Genomic DNA, 13,591 nt, shown 5'->3' on the forward strand with positions numbered 1-13,591 from the left:
TCATTTTTTCATGTGTGCCGTTATCCCATGCTTGTAGATTCCCATTGCCACCTCGACCGTCTTGACCTGAGCGCCCATCAGGGCTCCCTCGATGCTGCCCTGCAGGCGGCGCGTGAGCGCGGGGTCGGGCATTTCCTGTGTATTGGCGTAAGTGCCGAGAATGCCGGCGCGGTGAAAGCGCTGAGCGAGCAGTACGCTGATGTCGATTGCTCGGTGGGGGTGCACCCGCTGGACCTGGCACCGGGCGAAACGCCGGCGCTGGAGTGGCTGCTGCGCGAACTGGCTCACCCGCATGTGGTGGCCATTGGTGAAACCGGGCTGGATTACCACTACGAGCCGGAGGCTGCCGAACTGCAGCAGGCTTCGTTCCGCCTGCACCTGGAGGCGTCGCGGCAGACCGGCAAACCGGTGATCGTGCACACCCGTGCGGCGCGTGCCGATACCTTGGCGTTGCTGCGCGAGGCCAACCTGCCGCAGGCCGGTGTGCTGCATTGTTTCACCGAAGACTGGGACATGGCCAAGGCGGCGCTGGACCTGGGGTATTACATCTCGTTGTCTGGCATCGTTACCTTCCGCAATGCCGATGCCCTGCGTGAAGTGGCACGGCAGGTGCCGGTCGATCGGTTGCTGGTGGAGACCGATTCGCCGTATCTGGCGCCGATTCCGCACCGGGGCAAGCCGAACTTGCCGCAGTATGTGCGCGAGGTGGCGGAGTATGTGGCTTCGCTGCGGGGGGCCAGTTATGAGCAGTTGGCCGAGCAGACCACTGCCAACTTCAAGCGCTTGTTCCCGTTGGCGCGGGTGGGCTGACTCGAAGGGTTTGGGGGTGTGCGAGGGCTATCAAGTGCCCGCCATAACATCTTCGGCGCCTATCCGTTCGAGCGCCGCCCGCGCGGCGCTCGATTTCACAGGCGCTGCAAAACTTGAGGCAGGCACCTGGCTGCCCTCCGGCAATCCCCCTCGAACCACGCAAAAAAAACCCGGGTTCTGGGGGGGGAATCCGGGTTAAGACCATTAGGAGTAAAACAAAGGTACGCGGTCCCTGAGCACCTTTATCGGCGCGCCACTTGGGGGGGATGCGCCGCGCCAACACTTCAAGTATTGGTCAGGTTTGGCGCAGTGCCAGTGCATATCGGTCGTTTTTTAAACAGATTTGGAATACGCCGACGTTTCATTCCTCCCGCAGCGCATGGCCGTATGCATGGTGAAACACAGACATGCTTGGATGATCCGTGCAATTTCCCGCAAGTTAGGCATAATAAACCGCTTCGATTGTCATCCAGTCCTTCCCATGCAGAAAGAACCTCGTAAGGTCCGTGAGTTTCGCCGCCGCGAACAGGAAATCCTCGACACCGCGCTCAAACTGTTTCTCGAACAGGGTGAAGACAGCGTCACCGTCGAGATGATCGCCGACGCCGTGGGCATCGGCAAAGGCACGATCTACAAGCACTTCAAGTCCAAGGCGGAGATCTACCTGCGCCTGATGCTCGACTACGAGCGCGACCTGAACGCACTGTTGCATTCGGCCGACGTCGACCGCGACAAGGAAGCCCTGTCGCGAGCCTACTTCGAGTTCCGCATGCGCGACCCGCAGCGTTACCGGCTGTTCGACCGCCTGGAAGAAAAGGTGGTCAAGGGCAACCAGGTGCCGGAAATGGTCGAGCAGCTGCACAGCATCCGTGCCTCCAACTTCGATCGCCTGACCCAGCTGATCAAGGGCCGTATCAGCGAAGGCAAGCTCGAAGACGTGCCACCGTATTTCCACTACTGCGCCGCTTGGGCGCTGGTGCACGGCGCCGTGGCGCTGTACCACTCGCCGTTCTGGAGCAATGTGCTGGAGGATCAGGAAGGCTTCTTCCAGTTCCTGATGGACATTGGCGTGCGCATGGGCAACAAGCGCAAGCGCGACCCGGAACCCTCGAACTGAAGTTCCCTTGCAGGTAGTACGCAGTACCTGCAGGAGCAGCACAAGGCTGCTCCTACAGAATTCGGCGATGTGCCGGGGCTTGCAAAAACCTGATTTATGAGTCAGGTTTTGCCGGCCCCCATCATCCATGCCGGAGTCATTCATGATCGTCGATCGTCAAGGCAGGCGTTTTCGCAACCTGCGCGTCAGCCTGACGGCTGCCTGTAATTATGCCTGCACCTACTGCGTACCAGACGGCAAGCGCCTGGTGGCGGCGCAGGACGAACTGCCGGCGGATGCCCTGGCCCGTGGTGTGGCCTACCTGATTGAAGCCGCCGGTATCGAGCGCTTGCGCATCACCGGCGGTGAGCCATTGGTCAGTCCGCGCCTGGACGCCTTCCTGGCCGCCGTGGCCAAGCTTGACCTTGACGATATCTCGCTGACCACCAATGGCCAGCTGCTGGTGCGCAAGTTGCCACAGTTGCAGGCGGCCGGTATCCGCCGGCTGAACGTTTCCCTCGATACCCTTGACCCGCAGGCCTTCCGCCACATTGCCCGGGGCGGCGACCTGGCCAGCGTGCTGGCGGGTATGCAGCAGGCCAGCGCCCTGGGCATGCAAATCAAGGTGAATATGGTGCCGATGCGCGGGCACAACCTCGACCAGGTGCTGCCGCTGCTGGATTACTGCCTTGAGCGCGGCTTCGAACTGCGCTTCATCGAACTCATGCGCATGGGCCACCTGGCCCGTGACCACAACGCCTTCCTGCAGCAGTTCGTCGGCCTTGACCAGTTGCTCGCACTGATTGCTGGCAAGCATGCCTATGCCCAGGTCGACGCGCCGCTGGACGCCACCGCCTTGCGTTATCAGATCCCCGGCAGGGGGCACTTCGGCGTGATCGCCAACGAAAGTGTACCGTTCTGCCGCACCTGCTCGCGGCTGCGGCTGTCCTCCACGGGATGGCTGCATGGCTGCCTGTCGTCGGGTAATCGCCAGTTCGTCGGCGATCTGCTGGAAAAGCCTCGCCATCAGGCGCTGCCGGCCCTGCAGCGCTTGCTGGTCAAGGCTTTGGCAGACAAGCAGGACTTGGCGTTTTCCGGCGATGTGATGGTGATGAAGGTGATCGGTGGCTGAAGCTGGCGCAAAAGCTGCATCCGCCGGCTATTCGCCGGTTTTTCGTCGCCGGTCACTGGAGGAAAGATGCGTAGCCTGGTCTTGCTGCTGGCGCTGATGGCGTTGGGCGGTTGTATGAGTGTCAGCGATATGGGCGAGGGCGTCCGCTATCACATGAGCGATGCGGGTCTGCTGAACCATAGCGATACCCGTCGCACCCTGTCGATCCGTCTGCAGCCTGATTCGTTCATCTTCATCGGCCAGGGCGCGTTCGTGCCACCGGGCAAGGGGCCGGTGCCACGGCAGAACGTGGTGGCCGAGCAGGCCTTCAAGAGCTTCGTCGAGTATTTCCCGCTGGTGCGTCGTGCCCAAGGCCCGCTGGGCCTGGAAGAGGCCATCGCCCAGGCCCGTTCGGTGGGGGCCGACTACGTGCTGTACACCCGCTTCGCCCGCACCGACGACCGTATCGGCAATGGCGACGAGTGGTATGACGAACAGGCGGTCGACCGCCTGGGCTGGGACACCGGTGTGGTGCAGATGATGCTGATCGAAACCAACACCCGCTACCTGATCGACACCGCGCGTATCAAGAGCCGTGGCGGTTTGTTGACGTTCCACGACAACACCCCGGAAGATTTGCTTGGCACGCCAATGCGCGAGTACGCTCGTAGCCTTCTGGGTGTGAGTGAATGAGGCACGCGTGATGAGCGATTCCGGCAAGGCCAATGATCTTCTGGCGCAGATCCCCAAGGCCAAGGGCCTGCCGCCGGTGCATCTGTGGAACCCGGACTTCTGCGGTGACATCGACATGCGCATTGCCCGTGATGGCACCTGGTACTACCTGGGTACACCGATCGGGCGCAAGCCGATGGTGCGGCTGTTTTCCACCATCATCCGCCGCGATGGCGATGACTACTTCCTGATTACCCCGGTGGAGAAGGTGGGCATTCGCGTCGATGATGCGCCGTTCGTGGCGGTGGCGCTGGACGTGGAGGGGGAGGGGGAGCAGCAGCTGCTGCGTTTCACCAGTAATGTCGAGGACCAGGTCGAGGCCGGGCCGGCCAACCCCTTGCGCGTGGTGATCGATCCGGTGACGCAGGAGCCATCGCCGTATGTGCTGATGCGCAGTAACCTCGAGGCGCTGATTCATCGCAATGTGTTCTACCAGTTGGTGGAGCTGGCGGTGCCGCGTGAGATCGAGGGTGAGGAGTGGCTTGGGGTATGGAGCCAGGGCGAGTTTTACCCGATCGGGCGTAGCAGGTGAGGTCCCTGTGGCCTGTGCCGGCCTCTTCGCGGGCACAGGCCACAATCGGCCTCTTGGTTTTTCCCCGAATTGGCCATTTGTCTCTCTGCCCCACAGGCCTAACCTGCAGGCAATTGCCATCCAGGAGACGCCCCCATGAAACCCCTGAGCATCATCCTCTTCGCCCTGCTCGCCGCCCAATCCTCTGTCTGGGCCCACGGCAACGCTTCCGGCCAGGTCAAGGTCCTGCAGCAGCAACAACCCTCGAACCCCCCCGGCAAGAATGCCGTGATGCTCACCGTCAGCTACGCCCCCGGCCAGGCATCACCCGCGCATCAACATCCGGGCGCAGTGATGGCCTACGTGCTGGAAGGGGCGGTGGTATCGAAGCTCAACGACGAGTCGGAGAAAACCTACAAGGCCGGCGAATACTGGTACGAGGCGCCAGGCACCGTACACAGGGTGTCACGCAACGCCAGCCAGACCCGGCCAGCCAAGCTGCTGGTCTGGAGCCTGGTGGATGAAGGCAAGCCCGTGACCGAGCCGCTGAAGAACTGACTGCAAACATAACGAAAAAGCCCCCGGTTGCTTGCGCATCCGAGGGCTTTCTCAGTGGTTGGCTCCGCGACCTGGACTCGAACCAGGGACCCAATGATTAACAGTCATTTGCTCTACCGACTGAGCTATCGCGGAATCTGTGCGTATCTTACTGATTGCCAGGGGGAAGTCAAGCCACCCCCTGACAAATCAAGCAGTTACAGTACTTCGACGATGGCCTTGGTGACCACGTGGATGTTGCTCTGGTTCAGCGCGGCAACCGCGATGCGGCCGGTATCCAGGGCATAGATGCCGAAGTCGTTCTTCAGGCGCGCGACTTGCTCAACGGTCAGGCCCGAGTACGAGAACATGCCGACCTGGCGGCCAACGAAGCTGAAGTCGCGGTTGGCGCCATATTCGGCCAGCAGCGAAACCATCTGCTTGCGCATGCCGTGGATGCGCTCGCGCATTTCGGCCAGCTCGCTTTCCCACATCTGGCGCAGTTCGGCGCTGTTCAGCACGGTGGCAACGATGGTTGCACCGTGGGTCGGCGGGTTGGAGTAGGTGGTGCGGATCACGCGCTTGACCTGCGACAGCACGCGGGTGCTCTCGTCCTTGGAGGCGGTGACGATCGACAGCGCGCCGACGCGCTCGCCGTACAGCGAGAACGACTTGGAGAACGAGCTGGACACGAAGAACTCCAGGCCCGACTCGGCGAACAGGCGCACGGCGAAGGCGTCTTCGGCGATGCCGTCACCGAAGCCCTGGTAGGCCATGTCGAGGAACGGCACGTGGCCCTTGGCCTTGACCACTGCCAGGACATTTTTCCAGTCGTCCAGGCTCAGGTCGACGCCGGTCGGGTTGTGGCAGCAGGCGTGCAGCACCACGATCGAGCCGGACGGCAGGTTGTTCAGGTCTTCGAGCATGCCGGCGCGGTTGACGTCGTTGGTCGGCGCGTCGTAGTAGCGGTAGTTCTGTACTGGGAAGCCGGCCGATTCGAACAGCGCGCGGTGGTTTTCCCAGCTCGGGTCGCTGATGGCAACCAAGGCGTTCGGCGACACACGCTTGAGGAAGTCGGCACCAATCTTCAGTGCGCCGGTACCGCCGACGGCCTGCACGGTAACCACGCGGCCAGCGGCCAGCAGTGGCGACTCGGCACCGAACAGCAACTTTTGTACAGCCTGGTCGTAGGTGGCGATGCCGTCGATCGGCAGGTAGCCGCGCGAGGCGTGCTGGGCGGCACGCTGGGTCTCGGCTTCGATCACGGCGCGCAGCAGCGGAATGCGGCCTTCCTCATTGCAGTACACACCTACACCCAGGTTGACCTTGTCGGTACGTGGGTCGGCATTGAATGCTTCGTTGAGGCCCAGAATAGGGTCGCGGGGTGCCAGCTCGACAGCGGAAAACAGGCTCATTGTTACCTTGGCTCTGATTGGAGTGTGATAGGACGTACACGCTCCAGCCCGAATGCACTGAAGCGGTGCACAAACGGGGTGTCAGTATAGTGATACCGACCGGTCACCGCGACACTATGGCGCAGCTTTTCCAGTCATTTGCGCAAATATTTTTCGACCATTGGTCTAATTGCCGTGTCCACCGTAACAAGCGCTCACAGCTGTGCCTTGAAAGCGCCCCCCGACAGGCGCATTTGGGTATAGACTACTGGCTAAATTTACAGTTGCTGCAACACCGCGAGGTCCGTCATGTCCGAGTTCCAGCTCGTCACCCGTTTCCAGCCGGCCGGCGACCAGCCCGAGGCCATCCGGCAGATGGTCGAAGGCATCGAGGCGGGGCTGTCGCATCAGACGCTGCTCGGGGTGACCGGCTCGGGCAAGACCTTCAGTATCGCCAATGTCATCCAGCAGGTGCAGCGCCCGACCCTGGTGCTGGCGCCGAACAAGACCCTGGCCGCGCAGCTGTATGGCGAGTTCAAGGCGTTCTTCCCCAACAATGCGGTGGAGTACTTCGTTTCCTATTACGACTACTACCAGCCTGAAGCTTACGTACCGTCCTCCGACACCTTCATCGAGAAGGATGCTTCGATCAACGACCACATCGAGCAGATGCGCCTGTCGGCGACCAAGGCGCTGCTGGAGCGGCGCGACGCGATCATCGTCACCACCGTGTCGTGCATCTACGGTCTGGGTAGCCCCGAGACCTACCTGAAAATGGTCCTGCACGTGGACCGCGGCGACCAGCTCGACCAGCGCGCGCTACTGCGCCGCCTGGCCGACCTGCAATACACTCGCAACGAGATGGACTTTGCCCGCGCCACCTTCCGCGTGCGCGGCGATGTGATCGACATCTTCCCGGCCGAATCGGACCTTGAGGCCATCCGTATCGAACTGTTCGATGACGAAGTGGAAAACATCGCCGCCTTCGACCCGCTGACCGGCGAGGTCTTCCGCAAGCTGCCGCGCTTCACCTTCTACCCCAAGAGCCACTACGTCACCCCGCGGGAAACCCTGCTGGAGGCGGTGGAGGGCATCAAGGAGGAGCTCAAGGGCCGCCTGGAATACCTGCAGAAGGCCAACAAGCTGGTCGAAGCCCAGCGCCTGGAGCAACGCACCCGCTTCGATCTGGAGATGATCCTGGAGCTGGGCTACTGCAACGGCATCGAGAACTACTCGCGCTACCTGTCCGGGCGCCCGGCCGGGGCGCCGCCGCCCACTCTGTACGACTACCTGCCGCCTGATGCGCTGCTGGTGATCGACGAATCCCACGTCAGCGTTCCGCAGGTCGGCGCCATGTACAAGGGCGACCGCTCGCGCAAGGAAACCCTGGTCGAATACGGCTTCCGCCTGCCTTCGGCACTGGACAACCGGCCGATGCGTTTCGACGAGTGGGAGGATGTCAGCCCGCAGACCATCTTCGTGTCCGCCACCCCGGGCCCCTATGAGGCTGAGCACGCCGGGCGCGTGGTGGAGCAGGTGGTGCGCCCGACCGGCCTGGTCGACCCGCAGGTGGAAGTGCGCCCGGCGCTTACCCAGGTGGATGACCTGCTGTCGGAGATCCGCAAGCGCGTGGCGCAGGGGGAGCGGGTACTGGCGACCACGCTGACCAAGCGCATGGCAGAAGACCTGACCGACTACCTGGCCGACCATGACGTGCGGGTGCGTTACCTGCATTCGGACATCGACACCGTCGAGCGGGTGGAGATCATCCGCGACCTGCGCCTGGGGACCTTCGACGTGCTGGTGGGCATCAACCTGCTGCGCGAGGGCCTGGACATGCCCGAGGTGTCGCTGGTGGCGATCCTCGATGCCGACAAGGAAGGTTTCCTGCGTTCCGAGCGCTCACTGATCCAGACCATCGGCCGTGCTGCGCGCAACCTCAATGGCCGGGCCATCCTGTATGCCGACAACATCACCGGCTCCATGCAGCGCGCCATCGACGAGACCGAGCGTCGTCGCGAGAAGCAGATCGCCTTCAACCAGGCCAATGGCATCGTGCCCAAGGGCGTGGTCAAGGACATCACCGACATCATGGAAGGCGCCACCGTGCCCGGCGCGCGCAGCAAGAAGCGCAAGGGCATGGCCAAGGCGGCAGAGGAGAGTGCCCGCTACGAGGCCGAGCTGCGCACGCCGGGCGAGATCACCAAGCGCATCAAGCAGCTGGAAGAGAAGATGATGCAGTTCGCCCGCGATCTGGAGTTCGAGGCCGCAGCGCAATTGCGCGACGAGATTGCCCAGTTGCGCGAGCGATTGATTACCAGCTGATATCTCTATCGCCAGTAATGGCCTCTTCGCGGGTAAACCCGCTCCCATAGGGCTCTCCCCAGGTTTCAGGAACTGCGCCGTACCTGTGGGAGCGGGTTTACCCGCGAAGAGGCCGGCACAGGCAACAACCAACTCAATGGGCTTCCCCAGCCTTCAACCCCTCTGGCAACTTGCGGGTCAACAACACCGCCACCATGCTTACCGCCAGGCCGATTCCGACAAAGTGGAAGGCATCGTTGTAGGCCATGATCAGCGCCTGCTGATGGGTTATCTCGCTCAACTTGCCCAGCGCCGCATTGTCATTGCCCAGCCGCTCTGCCAGTTGCGCCAACCGCTCCGCCACCTGCGGGTTGCTCGGCACCACCGACTCCCTCAGGTAATCGAAATACACCTTGGTCCGTGCATCCAGCAATGTGGCCAGCAGTGCAATGCCAATCGCACCGCCCAGATTACGCAGGATATTGAACAGGCTCGACGCCGAACCCGCATCCTGCGGCTGGATATACGCCGTAGCGATCAGCGAAATGGTCACCATGATCATTGGTTGGCCGATGGCACGGATGATCTGGATATGGTTGAACTGCGGCCCGGCGAAATCCGGGTTGAGTACCCCTGAGCCGAAACTGGCGGCGCCGAACAGGCAGAACCCCAGGGCGCACAACACCTTGGGCGACACCACTTTCATCAGTTGCGGCACCAGCGGGATCAGGAACAGCTGCGGGATGCCCATCCACATGATCACCTCGCCGATCTGCAAGGCGTTGTAGCCTTGCACCTGCGCCAGGTACAGCGGCAGCAGGTAGATCGACCCGTACAACCCCACTCCCATGCCCAGGCTGGCGATGCTCGACAGGCCGAAATTGCGGTTGCCGAGGATGCGCAGGTTGATCAGCGGGTGTGGCTTGGAAAACTGCAGGATGATGAAGGTGATCAGGCTGATCAGCGCGATGCTGCCCAGGCCGACGATCAGCTGTGATTCCAGCCAGTCCTTGCGGTGGCCTTCCTCCAGGAAAACCTGCAGGCAGCCCAGCCCCAGGCCCAGGGTGACGATGCCGGCATAATCGGTGCTTTTCAGCAGTTCCCAGTGCGCATCCTTCTTCTCCAGCCCGTACAGCAGGCCGGCGATCATCACCAGGCCCGGCGGCACGTTGATGTAGAAAATGTATTCCCAGCCCCAGTTCTCGGTCAGCCAGCCGCCCAGGGTAGGGCCGATGGAGGGGGCGAAGGTGGCGGTCATGGCGAACATGGCCATGCCCTTGGCGCGGTGGTGTTCGGGCAGCTTGGTCAGGGTCAGGGTGAAAGCCAGCGGGATCAGTGCACCGCCAGTAAAGCCCTGCAGGGCGCGGAACAGGATCATGCTCTCCAGGTTCCAGGCCATCGAGCACAACAACGACGACAACAGGAAACCGCTGGATACCCACACCGCCAGGCGCCGCGCCGACAGCAGCTGCACCAGCCAGGCAGTGAGCGGGATCATGATGATTTCCGCTACCAGGTAAGAGGTGGAAATCCATGAGCCTTCCTCCAGCGTCGCCGACAGTGCGCCCTGGATGTCCTTGAGTGACGAGTTGGTGATCTGGATGTCCAGTACTGCCATGAAGGCGCCGAGCATCACGCTCATTACCGCGATCCAGTCCTGCCGGGTCGGCTCCGCGGTGGGCCTGAGCAACGGGTCAGCGGCCATTGTGGCCTTCGTCCTCGCTGCGCAGGTCGACGGTGGCGGTCACCGACATACCGGGGCGGATGTGCCCGTGCAGTGGGTTGTCGGCGCGGAAGGTCAGCTTGACCGGGATGCGCTGTACCACCTTGGTGAAGTTGCCGGTGGCGTTGTCGGGCGGCAGCAGGCTGAACTGCGCGCCGGAGGCGGCGAACAGGCTGTCGACCCGGCCTTCGACCGGCGTGTCGGGGTAGCTGTCGAACAGCAGTTCGGCACGCTGGCCGGGCTGCATGCGGCCAATCTGGGTTTCCTTGAAGTTGGCCTGCACCCAGATGTCTTCGTCCGGCACGATCGACAGCAGGTAGGCACCGGCCTGTACCACCTGGCCATTGCGCGCGTTGCGCTGGCCGATGCGGCCGCTGATCGGTGCGCGGATTTCGCAGCGGGCCAGGTTCAGTTGGGCCTGTGCCAGGTCGGCGCGGGCGTTGGCGATTTGCGCGTCGAGGCGCTTGAGCTCGGCGGCCAGCGCATTGATCTGCTGGCGCTGGCTTTGCAGGTCGGCACGGGCCTTGTCGACCCGCGAGCCGGCGACATGGCTGTCCGCGTACAGGGTGGTGACCCGCTCTTCCGATACGAAACCAGGCTTGCGCAGCTTTTCGGCACGGCTCAGGTCCAGGCGCGAGCGGTCGAAGGTGGCCTGGCTGGCCGCCACCTGGGCCTGGCCGGCGGCGATCAGGCTGGCTTGCTGGGTCAGGCGGCTTTGCGCCTGCACCTGCTCGGCTTCGCGGGTGGCCAGGGCGGCACGGGCGCGTTGCACGGCCAGTTCGAAGTCGGCGGCCTCCAGGCGCACCAGCAGATCGCCTTTCCTGACGTGCTGGTTGTCCTCGACCCGGACCTCGTCGATGCGCGCGCCCAACTGGCTGGAAATGCGTGTGATCTCGCCCTGTACGTAGGCGTTGTCGGTGCTTTCGTAGAAGCGGCCCTTGAAGTACCAGTGGCCCAGGAAGGCGAGGGCGATGATGGCCACCAGGGTGAAGAAGACCAGCAGGCGGCGTTTGAGTTGGGCAGGCATGAGGACTATTGTTCCAGAAATGTAAATAAATTTAACAGCGGCGCATGGCCGCTCGACAAGTGACGTTCGCGCCATTGCTGGAGCCCGGTGCCTGCCTCCTGCTAACATCCGGCCTTTGTTTCATCTTTCGTTCGAGACTCTCCATGACCACCGTACGCACGCGTATCGCGCCATCGCCTACCGGCGACCCCCATGTCGGCACCGCCTACATCGCCCTGTTCAACTACTGCTTTGCCAAGCAGCACGGCGGTGAGTTCATCCTGCGCATCGAGGACACCGACCAGTTGCGCTCCACGCGCGAGTCGGAGCAGCAGATCTTCGATGCCCTGCGCTGGCTCGGCATCGAATGGAACGAAGGCCCGGACGTTGGTGGCCCGCACGGCCCGTACCGGCAGAGCGAGCGTGGCGAGATCTACGCCAAGTACGCCAAGGAACTGGTTGACGCCGGCCATGCCTTCTACTGCTTCTGCACCGCCGAAGAGCTGGAGCAGATGCGCGCCGAGCAGCAAGCCCGTGGCGAAACCCCGCGCTACGACGGCCGTGCGCTGCTGCTGAGCGCCGAGGAAGTGCAGCGCCGTCTGGACGCTGGCGAGCCGCACGTGATCCGCATGAAAGTGCCGAGCGAAGGCGTGTGCGTGGTGCCGGACATGCTGCGTGGCGAGGTCGAGATCCCGTGGGACCGCATGGACATGCAGGTGTTGATGAAGAACGACGGCCTGCCGACGTACTTCCTGGCCAACGTGGTCGATGACCATCTTATGGGCATCACCCACGTGCTGCGCGGCGAAGAGTGGCTGCCATCGGCCCCCAAGCTGATCAAACTGTACGAATACTTCGGCTGGGAACAGCCCAAGCTGTGCTACATGCCGCTGCTGCGTAACCCGGACAAGTCCAAGCTGTCCAAGCGCAAGAACCCGACTTCGGTGACGTTCTACGAGCGCATGGGCTTCATGCCCGAGGCGATGCTCAACTACCTGGGCCGCATGGGCTGGTCGATGCCGGACGAGCGCGAGAAGTTCTCGCTGGCCGAGATGGTCGAGCACTTCGACCTGTCGCGTATCTCGCTGGGCGGCCCGATCTTCGACATCGAGAAGCTGTCCTGGCTGAACGGTCAGTGGCTGCGCGAACTGCCGGTCGCGGAGTTCGCCGCGCGCCTGCAGAAGTGGGCGTTCAATAGCGACTACATGATGAAGATTGCCCCGCATGTGCAGGGCCGGGTGGAAACTTTCAGTCAGGTCGCCCCGCTGGGCGGGTTCTTCTTCGAAGGCGCGCTGAAGCTGGATGCCAAGTTGTTCGAAAGCAAGAAGCTGTCGGCCGACCAGGTGCGCCAGGTGATCCAGCTGATCCTGTGGAAGCTCGAAAGCCTGCGTCAATGGGAGAAAGAGCGCATTACCGGCTGCATCCAGGCGGTGGTCGAAGCGCTGGAGCTGAAGTTGCGTGACGCAATGCCGCTGATGTTTGCCGCCATTACCGGCCAGGCCAGCTCGGTTTCGGTACTGGACGCGATGGAAATCCTTGGGCCGGACCTGACCCGCTACCGCCTGCGCCAGGCCCTGGACCTGCTGGGTGGTGTGTCGAAGAAAGAAAACAAAGAGTGGGAAAAGCTGCTGGCTTCCATCGCCTGACAGCGGTCCCCAGGCTATAGCCGAACCTGTGGGAGCAGGTTCACCCGCGAATACGATGGTGCATGCACCGCCGCATTCGCGGGTAAACCCGCTCCCACAGGGCTCACTGCCCAGGTTTTAGTAGAGGTAGGGCGGTAAGTGATTGTTATCTGTGAAAATTTTTTTGAATATTTTGAAAAATTCGTTTGACAGCCCTGCAATCCGATCTTAATATGCGCCCCGTCCACAGCGATGAACGAAAACGAAACGCCAGGCCCTCAGCCAGCGCTTCGGTTCAAAGCGACATTGTGGGGCTATAGCTCAGCTGGGAGAGCGCCTGCATGGCATGCAGGAGGTCAGCGGTTCGATCCCGCTTAGCTCCACCAAATTCCGCTTGGCAGCCAATGCTGTCGGGCAAGACCGGGTCCAGCAACCGGGTCTTGAAGGTAAGAAGGTTCGTCCCCTTCGTCTAGTGGCCTAGGACACCGCCCTTTCACGGCGGTAACAGGGGTTCGAGTCCCCTAGGGGACGCCANCGTCCCCTTCGTCTAGTGGCCTAGGACACCGCCCTTTCACGGCGGTAACAGGGGTTCGAGTCCCCTAGGGGACGCCAGTTTTGCACAAGCGATGTTTCAGGATGTCGCTGGGCCGAGAGGCTAGAAATCCGGGGCTATAGCTCAGCTGGGAGAGCGCCTGCATGGCATGCAGGAGGTCAGCGGTTCGATCCCGCTTAGCTCCACCAA

Annotated in this window: 11 protein-coding genes and 5 tRNA genes; 12 read left to right on the forward strand and 4 right to left on the reverse strand. The window is 62.4% G+C overall.

Features of this window, described 5'->3' with window-relative positions:
- Positions 1-27 precede the first annotated feature (27 nt).
- The 6 genes from FQ664_RS09965 to FQ664_RS09990 all read left to right on the forward strand — a co-directional run bounded on the left by FQ664_RS09965 (position 28) and on the right by FQ664_RS09990 (position 4,818).
- Entirely contained in the window at positions 28-810 is a 783-nt protein-coding gene (locus FQ664_RS09965; protein ID WP_144171773.1) for a TatD family hydrolase, read from the forward strand.
- A 481-nt stretch (positions 811-1,291) separates the two neighbouring features.
- Positions 1,292-1,927, forward strand: coding sequence for a TetR/AcrR family transcriptional regulator (locus FQ664_RS09970; protein ID WP_003260720.1), 636 nt, complete (start codon positions 1,292-1,294; stop codon positions 1,925-1,927).
- Between the two features lie 142 nt (positions 1,928-2,069).
- On the forward strand, positions 2,070-3,038 hold the full coding sequence (locus FQ664_RS09975) for a GTP 3',8-cyclase MoaA (protein WP_144171774.1): 969 nt from the start codon (positions 2,070-2,072) through the stop codon (positions 3,036-3,038).
- 66 nt (positions 3,039-3,104) lie between these two features.
- The gene (locus FQ664_RS09980; RefSeq protein ID WP_144171775.1) at positions 3,105-3,710 is read left to right on the forward strand and encodes a DUF4823 domain-containing protein; all 606 of its coding nucleotides are present in this window, start codon (positions 3,105-3,107) and stop codon (positions 3,708-3,710) included.
- Between the two features lie 10 nt (positions 3,711-3,720).
- Positions 3,721-4,281 carry a DUF1285 domain-containing protein gene (locus FQ664_RS09985; RefSeq protein ID WP_144171776.1) on the forward strand — a complete coding sequence of 187 codons (561 nt, stop codon included), beginning with the start codon at positions 3,721-3,723 and terminating at the stop codon, positions 4,279-4,281.
- A 135-nt stretch (positions 4,282-4,416) separates the two neighbouring features.
- Complete coding sequence (locus FQ664_RS09990; RefSeq protein WP_144171777.1) at positions 4,417-4,818, forward strand: cupin domain-containing protein; 402 nt, start codon at positions 4,417-4,419, stop codon at positions 4,816-4,818.
- A 59-nt stretch (positions 4,819-4,877) separates the two neighbouring features.
- Here FQ664_RS09990 and FQ664_RS09995 read toward each other — a convergent pair.
- Positions 4,878-4,953: transfer RNA gene (locus tag FQ664_RS09995), tRNA-Asn, on the reverse strand.
- A 62-nt stretch (positions 4,954-5,015) separates the two neighbouring features.
- Positions 5,016-6,212, reverse strand: coding sequence for an amino acid aminotransferase (locus tag FQ664_RS10000; protein ID WP_144171778.1), 1,197 nt, complete (start codon positions 6,210-6,212; stop codon positions 5,016-5,018).
- Between the two features lie 288 nt (positions 6,213-6,500).
- On the opposite strand from FQ664_RS10000, the gene uvrB reads away from it, so the two are divergent.
- Positions 6,501-8,516, forward strand: a complete 2,016-nt coding sequence (gene uvrB, locus FQ664_RS10005; protein ID WP_144171779.1) for an excinuclease ABC subunit UvrB — start codon at positions 6,501-6,503, stop codon at positions 8,514-8,516.
- Between the two features lie 133 nt (positions 8,517-8,649).
- Here the strand turns inward: uvrB and FQ664_RS10010 are convergent, their stop codons facing one another.
- Both FQ664_RS10010 and FQ664_RS10015 read right to left on the reverse strand, forming a co-directional pair.
- A complete protein-coding gene (locus tag FQ664_RS10010) occupies positions 8,650-10,200 on the reverse strand; it encodes an MDR family MFS transporter (RefSeq protein ID WP_144171780.1) in 1,551 nt (516 codons plus the stop codon).
- Positions 10,190-11,245, reverse strand: coding sequence for an HlyD family secretion protein (locus FQ664_RS10015; protein WP_144171781.1), 1,056 nt, complete (start codon positions 11,243-11,245; stop codon positions 10,190-10,192). Before FQ664_RS10015 ends, FQ664_RS10010 begins: the two co-directional genes overlap by 11 nt.
- Positions 11,246-11,388: 143 nt before the next feature.
- On the opposite strand from FQ664_RS10015, the gene gltX reads away from it, so the two are divergent.
- From gltX to FQ664_RS10045, 5 genes are all read left to right on the forward strand, one after another.
- Entirely contained in the window at positions 11,389-12,870 is a 1,482-nt protein-coding gene (gltX, locus tag FQ664_RS10020; RefSeq protein WP_144171782.1) for a glutamate--tRNA ligase, read from the forward strand.
- A 289-nt stretch (positions 12,871-13,159) separates the two neighbouring features.
- Positions 13,160-13,235 (forward strand) — tRNA-Ala (locus tag FQ664_RS10030).
- Between the two features lie 72 nt (positions 13,236-13,307).
- Positions 13,308-13,383: transfer RNA gene (locus tag FQ664_RS10035), tRNA-Glu, on the forward strand.
- 2 nt (positions 13,384-13,385) lie between these two features.
- A tRNA-Glu gene (locus FQ664_RS10040) sits at positions 13,386-13,461 on the forward strand.
- 53 nt (positions 13,462-13,514) lie between these two features.
- Positions 13,515-13,590 (forward strand) — tRNA-Ala (locus FQ664_RS10045).
- The last annotated feature ends 1 nt before the right edge of the window (position 13,591 follow it).

Origin of the sequence: Pseudomonas persica, from assembly GCF_900291015.1 — a bacterium.
Classification (GTDB): Bacteria; Pseudomonadota; Gammaproteobacteria; order Pseudomonadales; family Pseudomonadaceae; genus Aquipseudomonas.

Excerpts from the sequence above, each read along its gene's own strand:
- FQ664_RS10000 (WP_144171778.1), bottom strand. The coding sequence starts at position 6,212 with ATGAGCCTGTTTTCCGCTGTCGAGCTGGCACCCCGCGACCCTATTCTG.
- FQ664_RS10015 (WP_144171781.1), bottom strand. The coding sequence starts at position 11,245 with ATGCCTGCCCAACTCAAACGCCGCCTGCTGGTCTTCTTCACCCTGGTG.
- FQ664_RS09965 (WP_144171773.1), top strand. The coding sequence starts at position 28 with ATGCTTGTAGATTCCCATTGCCACCTCGACCGTCTTGACCTGAGCGCC.
- gltX (WP_144171782.1), top strand. The coding sequence starts at position 11,389 with ATGACCACCGTACGCACGCGTATCGCGCCATCGCCTACCGGCGACCCC.
- FQ664_RS09975 (WP_144171774.1), top strand. The coding sequence starts at position 2,070 with ATGATCGTCGATCGTCAAGGCAGGCGTTTTCGCAACCTGCGCGTCAGC.
- FQ664_RS09970 (WP_003260720.1), top strand. The coding sequence starts at position 1,292 with ATGCAGAAAGAACCTCGTAAGGTCCGTGAGTTTCGCCGCCGCGAACAG.
- uvrB (WP_144171779.1), top strand. The coding sequence starts at position 6,501 with ATGTCCGAGTTCCAGCTCGTCACCCGTTTCCAGCCGGCCGGCGACCAG.
- FQ664_RS09990 (WP_144171777.1), top strand. The coding sequence starts at position 4,417 with ATGAAACCCCTGAGCATCATCCTCTTCGCCCTGCTCGCCGCCCAATCC.
- FQ664_RS09985 (WP_144171776.1), top strand. The coding sequence starts at position 3,721 with ATGAGCGATTCCGGCAAGGCCAATGATCTTCTGGCGCAGATCCCCAAG.
- FQ664_RS09980 (WP_144171775.1), top strand. The coding sequence starts at position 3,105 with ATGCGTAGCCTGGTCTTGCTGCTGGCGCTGATGGCGTTGGGCGGTTGT.
- FQ664_RS10010 (WP_144171780.1), bottom strand. The coding sequence starts at position 10,200 with ATGGCCGCTGACCCGTTGCTCAGGCCCACCGCGGAGCCGACCCGGCAG.